Source organism: Aridibaculum aurantiacum, from assembly GCF_017355875.1.
In the GTDB taxonomy this organism is placed as follows: Bacteria; Bacteroidota; Bacteroidia; order Chitinophagales; family Chitinophagaceae; genus Segetibacter; species Segetibacter aurantiacus.
Map to the genome: position 1 here is coordinate 179,935 of NZ_JAFEWC010000004.1, position 13,248 is coordinate 193,182.

Here is a 13,248-nt window from a genome sequence, read left to right on the forward strand (position 1 = left end):
CGGTCATTATTTACAAATACTTGTCACCAATATTTCGTTTTACTTCTGCTACGTATTCCTTTATCTCTTGTTCCTTATCTTTTTTACAAATAAGTAATACATCGGTAGTATCTACAACAATAAAATCATCCAAACCTTGTAGTACCAATAGTTTATCATGTGGTGCTGAGATCATACATTGGGTAGCATCTACTACCATCACTTTATCACCAGCCACTGCATTTCCTAAATAATCCTTTTCCAGGTTATCGTATGCACTTGCCCATGTACCTAAATCGCTCCAACCAAAACTGCTTGGTATTACATATACATTCTCCGCTTTTTCCATGATTGCGTAATCTATAGATACGCTGGTACACAAAGGGTAAATACGGTCAATAGCTTCTTTCTCCTCGCCGGTATTGTACTTATCTTTTTCTGTTGCAAACACCTCAAACATTTCTGGTTGGTGTTTCTCAAAGCGATTGATAATGGTATCGGCTTTCCAGATAAAGATGCCTGCATTCCATAAAAAATCACCGCTTAATAAAAATGTTTTAGCCAGCTCAAGATTTGGCTTTTCAGTAAAAGTTCTCACTTTAAAAAGATGGTCTTCTTCTGAATTTGCCTCATGTTGAATGTAACCATAACCTGTATTAGGATATGTTGGTTTGATACCTAAAGTAACCAGGGCATCATTGCGTTCTACAAAATCTATTGCTTTAGCACAGGTTGCTTCAAAGGCCGCATTGTCAAGTATTAAATGATCTGCCGGCGCAATGATCATAGTTGCATCCGGATCTTTTGCTAATACTTTAAAAGAGATATATGCAATACAAGGCGCAGTATTTTTCCTGCTTGGTTCCGCTACTATATTATCTGTTGGTAATGCCGGAAGCTGCTCCTGTACAATAGAAGTATATTCTTCGGAAGTGACTACAAAAATGTTTTCTGCAGGAATGAAATTGGCAAAACGCTCATATGTCCATTGTATAAGTGATTTTCCAGTATTCAGTATATCGAGAAATTGTTTAGGATACCCGACACGGCTCTTTGGCCAAAAGCGGCTTCCTATTCCTCCGGCCATTATGGCAACGTAGTGGTTCTTGTTCATTATGTTATAGGGTTACTATTTAATTAAACTATTCCTTCTCTCACCAGGTCGTGCAGGTGTAGCATTCCAAGGTAAGTTCCTTCTTTATTTACAACGATCAATTGGCTGATATCATGTTGGCGTAATAGTTCCAGTGCCTGTACCGCAAGTTCATCATGTAATATGGTTTTAGGCTGAAGAGAATAAATATCAGTTGCTTTTATATTATCTAACAATACATCTTTAGTAAGCATACGCCTGACGTCTCCATCAGTTATTATGCCTTCTATTTTTCCATCGTCACTTACAACGGCTGTTGCTCCTAAACGTGTATGTGTTATCTCCATAATTATTTCACGAAGATCTGCAGTAGGAGGTACTGAGGGTTTTGCATTGTTGGGATAAAGATCCTGTACCCGCAGGTACATTCTTTTACCAAGATTACCACCAGGATGGTACTTAGCAAAGTCTTTTCCGGTAAAGCCAGCTAATTCCATCAGGCATACAGCCAGTGTATCGCCCATTACCAATTGAGCAGTAGTGCTGGTGGTGGGTGCAAGATTGTTGGGACAAGCTTCTTGTTCTACAGTGGTATTTAGAAATATATCTGCATTGCGCGCCATGTATGAAGTGGCATTTCCACCCATACCTATCAGCACGTTCCCAAAATTCTTTATTAGTGGAACAAGGACTTTGATTTCAGGACTTTCGCCGCTTTTACTTACCAGCATTACCACATCTCCGTCCTGTATCATTCCAAGATCGCCATGTATGGCATCGGCAGCGTGCATGAAAAGACTTGGTGTTCCTGTACTGTTCAAGGTAGCTGCTATCTTCTGTGCTATGATGGCACTTTTACCAACTCCACTTACAACCAATCTTCCCTTGCTTTTATTGATAGCTTCAACTGCTTTTTCAAAATCTGCATTTATGTAAGCAGCAAGTCCTGCAACGGATTGAGCTTCCATTTCTATAGTACGCAACGCAGTCTTTTGAATGATAGGATTCATGCGGCGCAAAAATATGGGTTATGGTATGCTTTACCTAAATAGCGGCTTATATAGAGAGCATAATTTATATGAAGTTTCTGCGTTATTAGTATAATTAATCAGTTTATTAAATGGTCATTAAAGTTAAAACTTTAACAAAAGGCGGTTTTTATTGCGCCAATCGCTTTGTTACCTTCGCTAACCTTAAAAATAAATGGAATTAGTTGCTCAAACAACCTTTTAGAGATGAGTGATTAGTGGTTTCTCCTGAAAATCTATATCTTATTTTATAATGAACTGCCGAGGAGGTGGATCCGGAAAAAATGATAAATGGCAACGACAACAAAAAAACCCGCTACTAAAAAAGCTGCTTCAAAAAAGGCGAAAGAGGTAATTGAACCTTTAAGCCCTGGTTCCCAACAACAACATTCTTACGATATACATGCAGCATTACTGCAGTACTTTGGCTTCAATAAATTTAAAGGAACCCAGGAACAGGCTATTAATAGTCTTCTGAATGGCAACGATACTTTTGTTATCATGCCTACCGGTGGTGGTAAAAGTTTATGCTATCAATTACCGGCATTGATCATGGAAGGTTGTGCCATCATTGTTAGCCCGCTGATAGCGCTAATGAAAAACCAGGTTGACCTGGTGCGTGGATATAGTGAAAAGGATCATGTTGCGCATTTTCTAAATTCTTCTCTTACTAAAGCGCAGCAGCGCGAAGTAAAATCTGACCTTGTAGAAGGAAGGACAAAACTTCTTTATGTGGCGCCAGAAACACTTACCAAGCAAGAAAATCTTGATTTCTTCAGTGACCTGAAGATCTCTTTTTTCGCTGTAGACGAAGCGCACTGTATTTCTGAATGGGGTCATGATTTCAGACCTGAATACCGCAGGCTGAAAGAAATGATGACCATGATAAACCCGGATGTAGCCATTGTTGCACTTACTGCTACAGCTACACCTAAGGTTCAAAGCGATATTCTTAAAAACCTTGGACTGCGTACGCCTGCTGTTTATATCTCTTCCTTTAACAGGCAGAACTTATACTACGAGATCCAGCCTAAGGTAAAGAAGGAGCAGACTATAAAACATATTGTTCGTTTCATTAGCCAGAACAAAGGAAAGAGCGGTATCATTTATACACTCAACAGGAAGACCACTGAGGAACTTGCTGAGATTTTAGTTGCTAATAAGATTAAAGCTGTTGCTTACCATGCAGGTTTAGATGCTAAACTTCGTGCTGAGCGCCAAGATAAATTCCTAAAAGAAGATACGCAGGTTATTGTAGCTACCATTGCCTTCGGAATGGGTATTGACAAACCAGATATTCGTTTTGTTATCCACTACAACATTCCAAAAAGTATAGAGAATTACTACCAGGAAACTGGTCGTGCAGGACGTGATGGTTTAGAAGGAAAATGTATTCTCTACTATTCTCATAAAGATGTAGCCAAACTGGAACACCTGATGCGTGATAAGCCACTGAGTGAGCGTGAAGTGGGTGCACAGTTGATAAATGAAACTGTTAGCTACGCCGAAAGCAGTGTTTGTAGAAGAAAGATCTTACTTCACTATTTTGGTGAAGACTGGGATACCAGTAAATGTGGTGGTACCGGCGGATGTGACAACTGTGTTCCTAAAGAAAAGATAGAAGCAAAAGATAACGTCGTTAAGGTTTTGAAAACCGTCAAAGCTTTGGATGAGCGTTTCACTATTGATTATGTTGTGAACGTGATCATTGGTAAGGCTACACCACAGATCAACATGTACCGCCATAATAATCTTGATGTATTTGGTATTGGTAAAGATGAGGATGCGCATTACTGGAATAGCCTGATCCGCCAGCTGTTGCTCGAGAACCTTTTAGTGAAAGACATTGAAGAATATGGTTTGCTTAAGTTCACTAATACAACTGAAGTTTTCCTTAAGAAACCACAGAGCTTTGAGATAGTGCTGAACAACAAGTTTGAAGAGGCTAATGAAGACGATGAAGAAAGCACAGATGCTGGAACGAATGTAGGCAACGCAACAGACGATAAGTTGTTTGAAATGCTGAAAGAGCTTAGGCAAACAGAAGCAAAGAAAAAAGGTTTACCACCATTTGTTCTTTTCCTGGAGTCATCGCTTCAGGATATGGCTACACTTTATCCAACTACACTAAAAGAATTGGAGAAAGTGTCGGGTGTTAGTGTAGGTAAATCGTTGAAATACGGAAAGCCTTTTGTTGAGTTGATTGGTAAATACGTAGAAGAAAATGGAATTGAAAAGCCGGATGATTTTGTAATGAAGAGTGTTGCCAATAAGAGTAGCAACAAAATATTCATCATTCAAAATGTAGATAAGAAGATACCTCTTGAAACAATTGCCAAAACCAAAGATCTACGTTTAGATGCATTGCTGGAAGAAATGGAAACCATTGTAGCCAGTGGCACAAAGTTGAATTTAGGTTATGCAATTGATGATATGTTGGATGAAGACGAACAGGAAGAGATCATTGATTATTTCCGCAGTTGCGAAACCTCATCATTGCAAGTAGCGCAAGAAGAGCTGGCTGATGGTGGTTACGACTGGGAGCAGTTAAAGATCATGCGAATAAAATTCTTAAGTGAATACGGTAACTAAAAAGAACGCCCACTCAAATGAGTGGGTTTTTTTATGGAGTTTGTTCAGGATTGCATCCAAAGAACAAATTTACTCTTATGGCCGAAATCACTTCAACTATTGTATCCAGGAACATAACTGGTGTTCGTCGTAGTAAAAAACTTTCTACCCGTGTTGATCTTACACCTATGGTAGACCTGGGATTTCTCCTTATCACCTTTTTCATTTTTACTACTACAATGTCTGAGTCAAAGGCTACTACTTTAATTATGCCTGATGATTCGAAACCTGTCAATTCCAACAAACATCCGGAACACAAAACCATCACTTTTATCTTAGGTGAGAATAATAGTGTGTTTTACTATCCTGGTACTGATTTGGAAAACATGGTAAGGCTAATTAACCCAAACGATATCCGCAATTACATCATTTCTAAAAAGCAACAACTCGCGCAGGTAAATGAGCAAGACGATCTGCTTGTTTTGATCAAACCTACTACTGAGTCTACATTTTTAAACATTGTAGATGTATTGGACGAAATGCTGATCAATGATGTAAAGAAATACATGATCGTAGAAAACGATGAGCAGGAGGTTATGCAACAAAAAAAAGTTGCATTATGATGAATAGGTGAAGCAGCTACCGGCATAAATTTTGTGTCATATCCCTACACACCTTTAAATATTTCGGTAATGCAAATCCAAGATTTCCAAACTTCTGTAGCCGAGTCTATCAGCTATCTCAGTATAGTTGCAAATAATATAGGTAAGCTTACGCTTAAGATTTTTGACACCAATGGTTTTATTGCAAAAACTATAAGTACCCAAATAGCTCAAGGTGCTCAACTGTTAGACATCAATCTTGGAGATCTGAACGAGGGAACATATATCATCAATGCTTTCAATGGCGATGAATTTTTAAAGGCGTTCCGAATAACAAAATAGAAATATTGCATCTTACCCTAATATCAATCCTGCTTCTGCAGGATTTTTTATTTATACTACTTCTCAAATAGCAAAACATATTTTTCCCCAACCTTCACCTGCTACTGGATAACTTTTGTATTTTGCCCGCCATTTCTCTTTATTTATTTTACTCTAACTCTAACATGTTATGTCTATTCCCGTTGTAGATCTTGCGGAATTTTTAAGTGGTGACCCGGAGCGTAAGAACGCATTTGTACAGCAACTTGGAAATGCTTACGAAGAAGTGGGTTTTGTTGCAGTTAAGAATCATGGTGTACCTGATGAGCTTATTGCTAATCTCTATGAATATGTTCAGCAGTTTTTTTCTCTGCCTTTAGAAAAGAAATTGAATTATGAAATTCCTGGACTTGCTGGCCAAAGAGGTTATACAAGTTTTGGTAGGGAACATGCCAAAGGAAGTGAAGCGCCGGATCTTAAAGAATTCTTCCAGTATGGTCAGAATGTAGAAGATAACGATCCGATCAAATCTGAATATCCTGATAATGTGCAAGTAAATGAGGTTGCTCATTTTAATGAGACCTTGTACCAGGCATATAAGCATTTTCAGAAGAGTGGCACTTCCATGCTACAGGCTATAGCCATCTATCTTGGTGAAGATGAACACTTCTTTGATACTCATGTTCACAATGGGAACAGCATATTGCGTTGCATTCATTATCCTCCTATCACGCAAGAGCCTAAAAGTGCTATACGTGCCGAACAACATGAAGACATTAATCTAATCACGCTGCTGGTAGGAGCCAGTGCGGATGGATTACAAATATTGACCAAGCAAAATGAATGGGTTGGTGTTACCTCGTTACCTGAACAGATCGTTGTAAATGTTGGTGATATGCTTCAACGTCTTACCAACAACAAATTAAGAAGTACAACACACAGGGTGGTGAATCCAGCAAGAGAACACTGGCACACTTCACGCTTCTCTATGCCGTTCTTTCTTCACCCGCGTAGTAATATGAGTTTGGCTTGCCTTGAAAGTTGTATTGATGAGGCTCATCCAAAAGCTTATGAAGACGCTACAGCAGGAGAATATTTAGATGAAAGATTACGTGAGATAGGGCTTAAGAAATAACAAAAGGAAATACTGAATACCAGGTATTGGTTTTTATTCGCCACATATCTTTTTTGAAGGCTGTGTTATTACACAGCCTTACTGCTTTTGGTGGGCCACAAATGCATTTTGTACGAATGCATCGCTTCTTTGTAAAGGAGCACAGGTATATAGATGAAGCCGAGTTGCTAGAACTAAATGCTTTTGTACAACTCTTGCCCGGTGCTAGTAGTAGCCAGCTTCTTACACTCATTGGTTACAAACGAGGAGGGATTTTTCTAGCTGCTATTACATTGTTCATCTGGATGCTGCCTGCTTGTATCCTCATGACACTTCTTACATTTTTACTATCCTACGTCAATGTAGAAATGTTCAGGTATGTACAACCAATGGCTGTTGGCTTTCTTGCATTTTCTGCATTTCATAGTTACAAGCTTTTCATCAGGCACCAGGCCACATTTTTTATAATGACGGGTGCGCTTCTTATTACAGCACTTATCAGTTCTCCCTGGGTTTTTCCTTTATTGATCATAGCTGGTAGTATTATCAGCAACTTCAGTGATAAACGCATTCCTGAACCAAAAGAGAAACCAAAGCCAATAAAGTGGGGTAATATATGGCTATTTATTTTAATATTTGTTATAGCTGGTTTTCTTAGTGAACTTGCTCGTATAAATGATTGGCAACTCAGGAAGCCTGTTAACCTGTTTGAGAATTTCTATCGTTTTGGAAGTTTGGTTTTCGGTGGGGGAGGAGTACTTATACCGATGATGTTTGAGCAGTATGTTTTAAGAGCTAAAACACGTTATTTAACTCCTGAAGAATTTCTTACTGGTGCAGGAATGGTACAGGCTTTTCCAGGACCCATATTTTCTATAGCTGCTTTTGTTGGAGGAATGGTGCTGCGCCACCTAGGGCCGGGTTACCAGCTACTGGGTGCTTTCATTGGTTCTGTTGCTATTTTTCTTCCTAGCTTCCTGCTGGTTATTTTTTTCTATCCTATCTGGAATAAACTTAAACAGCATGTGATAGTGTTTAGGGCAATGGAAGGTATTAATGCTGTAGTGGTAGGAATTATGCTTGCTGCAACAATCTTATTATTCGTTTCCATTTCTGCTCCTTTCAACTGGTTAAACCTGTTGGCAGTTGTTTTCACCTTTGCTGCTTTACAATTCACGAAACTTCCGTCTCCTTTGATTGTACTAGCATTTTTGTTGTGGGGCTTGTTGGGCTAGCTTTTGTAGTACCTGTTTTGTTCTATCTCTTCGCGTACTTTCTCTGGAACCAGATACCTGATTGACTTATTGTTTTTTATCAGCAGCCTTACCTGTGTTGCAGATATTTCTAATAGGGGAGCATTTACAATAGTGATATTTTCTGCTGGATTCTCAACAGGGAAATTTGGCCGTTGGTATATGTATACCTGGTAATTGTTCAGGAGCAGCTCATAGTTTTTCCATTTAGTAATGTTCTGGAAACTGTCTGAACCCATGATGATGGAGAACTCGTGCTGCGGGTATTTTTCCTTTAGGTAAGTCAGGGTATCAATGGTATAGGAAGGACGAGGAAGTTTGAATTCAATGTCAGACACCTCCAAGTTTTCATCATCTTCCACTGCAAGCTTTACAAGATGTAAACGGTTAAACTCATTCAACAAGCTCTTTGATGGCTTCAGTGGATTGTGTGGCGAAACCACCAGCCATATCTTTTGCAGGTCAGTTTTATTTTTAATAGCACTAGCAATGATGAGGTGGCCAATGTGGATAGGATTAAAAGAACCAAAGTACAATCCGATTTTCATAGCGAGGAGGTGAAGGTTACGACTGCTGTTGTTGTTTATATATCTTCTACAATGATTTTCTCAGCTTCGCTTATGCGTAAGCTCAGGTTATATCCTGCTACGGTTATAGATATAGGATCTCCTAATGGAGCTTTCTGCTCAACCTTTATCTTTTCCCCCGGCACACATCCCATCTCCATTAGCTTTATAAAAATATCATCCTTCTCAAATGAATGTATAATTACTGTCTTTCCTATTTCTACCTCTGATAGTTTCCTCATCATTCTATAGTTGTTGTCAAATGTATAGGGTCTGATCTTCTTTTTGTTACGAAATTTGGAACAGCAAAAACTAAATATGTCTATACGCTTCTCTTATGCCGATGTTTCTACTATTCCTTTGAAGAACAAAAAGGTGGTTAAACTATTCATCCAGGAGCTTTTTCAACTGGAGAACAAACCTCTTTCACAACTTAACTATGTATTCTGCAGCGACGAATACCTTCTGCAGATCAATAAAGACCATCTTCAGCACGATTATTATACTGATATCATCACTTTCGATCTTACTGACCCATCTTCAGAAGGTACTATTGGGGAGATATACATTAGCGTGGATCGGGTAAAGGATAATGCTAATGATCATAAGGTTACCTCAACTAATGAACTGTTACGGGTAATCTTCCATGGTGCCTTGCACCTGTGCGGCTATGGAGACAAAACGAATCGTGAAATAACAATTATGAGGGAAAAAGAGGATCATTATTTACGTTTATTTGAGAAACGTTTATAACCTGATGTTCCACGTGAAACCCCTGTTTTTCCTGTTATTACTGGCTCCTGTTCTTTCTTTTGGTCAACATTTTAGTACAAGCACCATTGAAGTTCGTGCTATGCCTAATATGCCAGCAAGAGATTTGGGTATTGAAGCCTTTTTGTACTCTTTTCCTGAAACCAAATCCATGCCTGCTGATGTTAGGGAGTGGTTTTATTGGACCAATTTCAGCAGGAGCAAGCCTCGAGTGTTCTGGGACAGTGTAGTGGCACCTATTCTTTCTACTCATCCAAACCTCAGAACCTCCTATGCAGCTAGTTTAAAGAAGGATCTTTATGCTACCGGTCCCTTAGAGATGCTGAAACCTAATGCTATTCTTTCTTCTCTTGCCCAAGCACATGCTAATGAGCTAAAGAAGCGGAATGCCCCTCCTTCTCATACTTCTCCTTCTGGTGCTACCTTCCAGGATAGGATGGTAAAAGGAGGAATAGAGAAATGTGCAGGCGAAAACATCAGTTTTGGCCCTTCTAATACCATCTTAGCCCTTGTTTTTCTATACATAGATGAAGGAATACCAGATTTGGGGCACAGGAAATCCCTGCTTAATAGTTCATACAAGGAAATGGGCGTAGGAATTTCAGCCTATAACAACGGTAGTTTTATGGTAATTCAAGACTTTTCATGTTTACAGTAGCTTTTGCTGCTGTTCCACGTGAAACAATTCATTTAAAAGATAAACCTCCTCATAGGTTTATCTTTGTTTTTTTAATAGAGAATGATGTTTAAAGAATATGATGTAATAGTGGTTGGTGCTGGTCATGCTGGTTGTGAAGCAGCAGCAGCGGCCGCCAACTTGGGTAGTAAGGTGTTGTTGGTTACAATGAATATGCAAACCATTGCCCAAATGAGCTGTAACCCGGCAATGGGTGGTATAGCTAAAGGTCAGATTGTAAGAGAAATTGATGCTTTAGGTGGTTACAGTGGTATAGTTACAGATGCCAGCCTCATTCAGTTCAGGATGTTGAACAGGAGTAAAGGTCCTGCAATGTGGAGCCCTAGGGCACAAAGTGATAGGATGCTGTTCGCCCAGAAGTGGCGTGAAATGCTTGAAAATACTCCAAACGTTGACTTTTACCAGGATAATGTAGTGTCTATCATCGTAGAAGGAGAAAGGGCTTGTGGGGTAGTGACTGGTTTAGGTCATTCTATTCGTTCAAAATCTGTGGTTGTAACCAGTGGAACCTTCCTGAATGGCGTTATCCATATAGGAGAAAAACGTTTTGGTGGTGGTAGAATGGCAGAAAAAGCCTCTACAGGCATTACTGAACAGCTGGTTGAACTAGGTTTTGAGAGCGATAGGCTGAAAACAGGTACGCCTCCACGTATAGATGGAAGAAGCCTTGACTACAGCAAAATGGAAGAGCAGAAGGGCGATGATGAGGTTGTAGGCTTCTCTTTTATGGATGTTCCTAAGATCAAACCTGAACAACAAAGAAGCTGCTGGATAACCTATACATCTCCTGAAGTACATGAAATGCTGAAGACAGGCTTTGACCGGTCACCAATGTATGCAGGAAGAATAGAAGGAGTAGGTCCACGCTATTGCCCTAGTATTGAGGATAAGATCAACAGGTTTGCAGAGAGGGAGCGCCACCAGCTGTTTGTAGAGCCAGAAGGCTTCAATACAGTGGAGATCTATGTAAATGGTTTTTCTACCTCGTTGCCTGAAGATGTTCAATACGCAGCTTTACGTATGGTTCCTGGTTTTGGAAATGTAAGGATGTTCCGTCCAGGATATGCTATTGAATATGATTATTTTCCACCTACACAGTTGAAGTATTCCTTAGAAACCAAAAAGATCTCACACCTATTCTTTGCCGGGCAGATCAACGGTACCACAGGGTATGAAGAAGCTGCATGCCAGGGATTGATGGCTGGAATAAATGCGCATCAAAAGGCAGCGGAACTGGAACCATTCATCTTAAAAAGAAGTGAAGCATATATAGGTGTATTAATTGACGACCTCATTAGTAAAGGAACTGACGAACCTTACAGGATGTTCACCAGCCGTGCTGAATACCGTACGCTGCTGCGACAGGACAATGCAGATCTTCGTCTTACTGAACTTAGCTACAGGCTTGGACTTGCTACGCAGGAAAGAATGGAGAAGGTTCGGGATAAGCAGCATAAAGTAGAAGCGCTAAAGCTGCTGGTAAAAGATTATTCAGTAGAACCAGAAGAAATAAATCATTACCTGAAAAAGGTTGGCTCTGCACCAATCAACCAAAAGCAGAAGCTGAACCAGTTGATGCTAAGACCGTCTATAGATATGGCCGGGCTTATTTCTGCATCTCCAAAGCTGCAGGAGTTGCTCAAAGATTTTCCTGCTGAAGTGGTAGAACAAGTAGAGATACAGGTAAAGTATGATGTGTATATCAATAAAGAAAAAGAACTGGTGGCGCGGATGAGCCAGATGGAAGAACTTGAAATTCCTGAAGCTTTTAATTATGATAGAGTAATGTCTTTATCGAACGAGGCGCGGCAGAAATTTCTGAAAGTTCGTCCACGCACACTAGGACAGGCCAGTAGAATTAGTGGTGTTAATCCTAGTGATGTTCAAATACTTATGGTATATATGGGTCGATAATCTTTTTCTTCATCAGGGAGAAAAGCTGCAAAGAAATCTTGTTATTTCTTCTATTCCTTTTTGGAAATCTGGAGCAGAAGGTGTTATATTTGCAGCCCCTAAGGGGAGAAGGTGCGGTAGCTCAGTCGGTAGAGCAAAGGACTGAAAATCCTTGTGTCGCCGGTTCGATCCCGGCCCACACCACAACCTAAAAGCTCAGAATGTAAGCGTAAAGCAACTTCTGGGCTTTTTTGTTTTTCCTAAGTTCTTCGCTCTCCAACCTTTCTTCTTATGAGACGCTGCTTAACTAGCTTTCGGCATGCAAACAATTTAATATATTAATAAAAAATATAATTTAATTAACTCAATGATCTTAACAAGCACCCGAAGATGTACACTTCCATATATCATAGTCTGGCGTTCTTATTGTGAACTGATTAAATTAAAGGAAGATAAACGTCAGCTTGTGTGGTACCACTTTTATCTAGGTGCACAAGTATGTAGGACTTAATAAGTACGTTACGCTATGTACTTCTAACCAATTCATTTAATTGTCTACAAAAAAATCATTATGCTGTGATGAATGGAGCTCGTATCAGTCCCACATTATCATCACATCATAAGCAGCACCGTTCGAACGACAATCTGAACTTGGAGCAGCATGTATGATCAAAACATCATTTTTTATTTCGTACCATTCCCACGATGCCGGACCCGTATGTATCTCGTACCAGCCAGTAGGTGGCACATAAACAGGCATAGGTCCACCTCCGGAATACTTTGACAGAAACACTTTAATACCAGTGGTGGACGGTATTGCAGACGATAAGTTGGGAATACGCATCGTGCAGGAATCATCCCACCCCAAGCCAATATATTTTTTCATTTTGGACGAGTCCGGCAGGACTGTCACTTTCATCGTATCCCAGGAAACAGCATTATCATTGTCAGTTACTGTTAATTCAAATTGATAAACACCCTCCTTGAGATTGGAGACAAAGGCCTCATAAACCTTCAATCCCCCAATTGTAACCGTAGTACTCATGTTTGGAGAATTTGGACCTGTTAGGTTCCGCCATTGGTAAGAGACAATGCGACCATCAGGATCAAACGAAAGCTGACCACTAAGGCGCGTAGTGTCTTGTGGCTTCATGATTGTTTGGTCTGGCCCGGCATTGGCGACGGGTACTTTGTTGACATCCGTTTCAATAACAGGCTTGCGACAAGACGTTACAATAAAAATCATTAACAAGAGATAGGTTAAACGTGCTCTGATCATACACTGGATTTTTAATGTTTGTAATTATTCCAATCACTTTACATCTCACCTGTAGTTCTTATCCTTCCATTTGTGGCAGGG

The 13,248-nt window shown here is 39.8% G+C and carries 13 protein-coding genes and 1 tRNA gene; 9 read left to right on the forward strand and 5 right to left on the reverse strand.

Features of this window, described 5'->3' with window-relative positions:
- Positions 1-10 precede the first annotated feature (10 nt).
- Both J4N22_RS19125 and J4N22_RS19130 read right to left on the reverse strand, forming a co-directional pair.
- A complete protein-coding gene (locus J4N22_RS19125; protein ID WP_207497188.1) occupies positions 11-1,093 on the reverse strand; it encodes a mannose-1-phosphate guanylyltransferase in 1,083 nt (360 codons plus the stop codon).
- A gap of 23 nt (positions 1,094-1,116) precedes the next feature.
- Positions 1,117-2,082: a KpsF/GutQ family sugar-phosphate isomerase gene (locus J4N22_RS19130; protein WP_207497189.1), complete on the reverse strand. Its 966-nt coding sequence runs from the start codon at positions 2,080-2,082 to the stop codon at positions 1,117-1,119.
- A 309-nt stretch (positions 2,083-2,391) separates the two neighbouring features.
- Between J4N22_RS19130 and recQ the strand changes: the two genes are divergently transcribed.
- The 5 genes from recQ (at position 2,392) to chrA (ending at position 7,943) form a co-directional block, all read left to right on the forward strand.
- Complete coding sequence (gene recQ / locus J4N22_RS19135) at positions 2,392-4,692, forward strand: DNA helicase RecQ (protein WP_207497190.1); 2,301 nt, start codon at positions 2,392-2,394, stop codon at positions 4,690-4,692.
- A 77-nt stretch (positions 4,693-4,769) separates the two neighbouring features.
- Positions 4,770-5,294: an ExbD/TolR family protein gene (locus J4N22_RS19140; protein ID WP_207497191.1), complete on the forward strand. Its 525-nt coding sequence runs from the start codon at positions 4,770-4,772 to the stop codon at positions 5,292-5,294.
- 69 nt (positions 5,295-5,363) lie between these two features.
- Positions 5,364-5,615 (forward strand): hypothetical protein, encoded by a 252-nt coding sequence (locus J4N22_RS19145; RefSeq protein ID WP_207497192.1) that lies wholly within the window; start codon positions 5,364-5,366, stop codon positions 5,613-5,615.
- A gap of 169 nt (positions 5,616-5,784) precedes the next feature.
- Complete coding sequence (locus J4N22_RS19150) at positions 5,785-6,729, forward strand: isopenicillin N synthase family dioxygenase (protein WP_207497193.1); 945 nt, start codon at positions 5,785-5,787, stop codon at positions 6,727-6,729.
- Between the two features lie 62 nt (positions 6,730-6,791).
- Entirely contained in the window at positions 6,792-7,943 is a 1,152-nt protein-coding gene (gene chrA / locus J4N22_RS19155) for a chromate efflux transporter (protein ID WP_342450945.1), read from the forward strand.
- Here the strand turns inward: chrA and nadD are convergent.
- Together nadD and J4N22_RS19165 are read right to left on the reverse strand one after the other, a co-directional pair.
- On the reverse strand, positions 7,940-8,509 hold the full coding sequence (gene nadD / locus J4N22_RS19160) for a nicotinate (nicotinamide) nucleotide adenylyltransferase (RefSeq protein WP_207497195.1): 570 nt from the start codon (positions 8,507-8,509) through the stop codon (positions 7,940-7,942). The two genes, chrA and nadD, sit on opposite strands and share 4 nt — an antisense overlap.
- Before the next feature lie 35 nt (positions 8,510-8,544).
- Positions 8,545-8,772, reverse strand: a complete 228-nt coding sequence (locus tag J4N22_RS19165; protein ID WP_242692301.1) for a FeoA family protein — start codon at positions 8,770-8,772, stop codon at positions 8,545-8,547.
- Between the two features lie 73 nt (positions 8,773-8,845).
- Here J4N22_RS19165 and ybeY point away from each other — a divergent pair, with 73 nt between their 5' ends.
- From ybeY to J4N22_RS19185, 4 genes are all read left to right on the forward strand, one after another.
- Positions 8,846-9,280 (forward strand): rRNA maturation RNase YbeY, encoded by a 435-nt coding sequence (gene ybeY / locus J4N22_RS19170; RefSeq protein ID WP_207497196.1) that lies wholly within the window; start codon positions 8,846-8,848, stop codon positions 9,278-9,280.
- A gap of 13 nt (positions 9,281-9,293) precedes the next feature.
- Positions 9,294-9,956: a CAP domain-containing protein gene (locus J4N22_RS19175; RefSeq protein WP_207497197.1), complete on the forward strand. Its 663-nt coding sequence runs from the start codon at positions 9,294-9,296 to the stop codon at positions 9,954-9,956.
- Between the two features lie 84 nt (positions 9,957-10,040).
- A complete protein-coding gene (mnmG, locus tag J4N22_RS19180) occupies positions 10,041-11,909 on the forward strand; it encodes a tRNA uridine-5-carboxymethylaminomethyl(34) synthesis enzyme MnmG (protein ID WP_207497198.1) in 1,869 nt (622 codons plus the stop codon).
- Between the two features lie 110 nt (positions 11,910-12,019).
- A tRNA-Phe gene (locus J4N22_RS19185) sits at positions 12,020-12,092 on the forward strand.
- Positions 12,093-12,483: 391 nt separating this feature from the next.
- Here J4N22_RS19185 and J4N22_RS19190 read toward each other — a convergent pair.
- The gene (locus J4N22_RS19190) at positions 12,484-13,167 is read right to left on the reverse strand and encodes a PKD domain-containing protein (protein WP_207497199.1); all 684 of its coding nucleotides are present in this window, start codon (positions 13,165-13,167) and stop codon (positions 12,484-12,486) included.
- Between the last annotated feature and the right edge of the window lie 81 nt (positions 13,168-13,248).

Bases quoted from the DNA above. Each gene is read 5' to 3' on its own strand.
- J4N22_RS19140 (WP_207497191.1), top strand. From the start codon at position 4,770: ATGGCCGAAATCACTTCAACTATTGTATCCAGGAACATAACTGGTGTT.
- J4N22_RS19190 (WP_207497199.1), bottom strand. From the start codon at position 13,167: ATGATCAGAGCACGTTTAACCTATCTCTTGTTAATGATTTTTATTGTA.
- J4N22_RS19145 (WP_207497192.1), top strand. From the start codon at position 5,364: ATGCAAATCCAAGATTTCCAAACTTCTGTAGCCGAGTCTATCAGCTAT.
- J4N22_RS19130 (WP_207497189.1), bottom strand. From the start codon at position 2,082: ATGAATCCTATCATTCAAAAGACTGCGTTGCGTACTATAGAAATGGAA.
- J4N22_RS19125 (WP_207497188.1), bottom strand. From the start codon at position 1,093: ATGAACAAGAACCACTACGTTGCCATAATGGCCGGAGGAATAGGAAGC.
- ybeY (WP_207497196.1), top strand. From the start codon at position 8,846: ATGTCTATACGCTTCTCTTATGCCGATGTTTCTACTATTCCTTTGAAG.
- nadD (WP_207497195.1), bottom strand. From the start codon at position 8,509: ATGAAAATCGGATTGTACTTTGGTTCTTTTAATCCTATCCACATTGGC.
- J4N22_RS19150 (WP_207497193.1), top strand. From the start codon at position 5,785: ATGTCTATTCCCGTTGTAGATCTTGCGGAATTTTTAAGTGGTGACCCG.
- recQ (WP_207497190.1), top strand. From the start codon at position 2,392: ATGGCAACGACAACAAAAAAACCCGCTACTAAAAAAGCTGCTTCAAAA.
- mnmG (WP_207497198.1), top strand. From the start codon at position 10,041: ATGTTTAAAGAATATGATGTAATAGTGGTTGGTGCTGGTCATGCTGGT.
- J4N22_RS19165 (WP_242692301.1), bottom strand. From the start codon at position 8,772: ATGATGAGGAAACTATCAGAGGTAGAAATAGGAAAGACAGTAATTATA.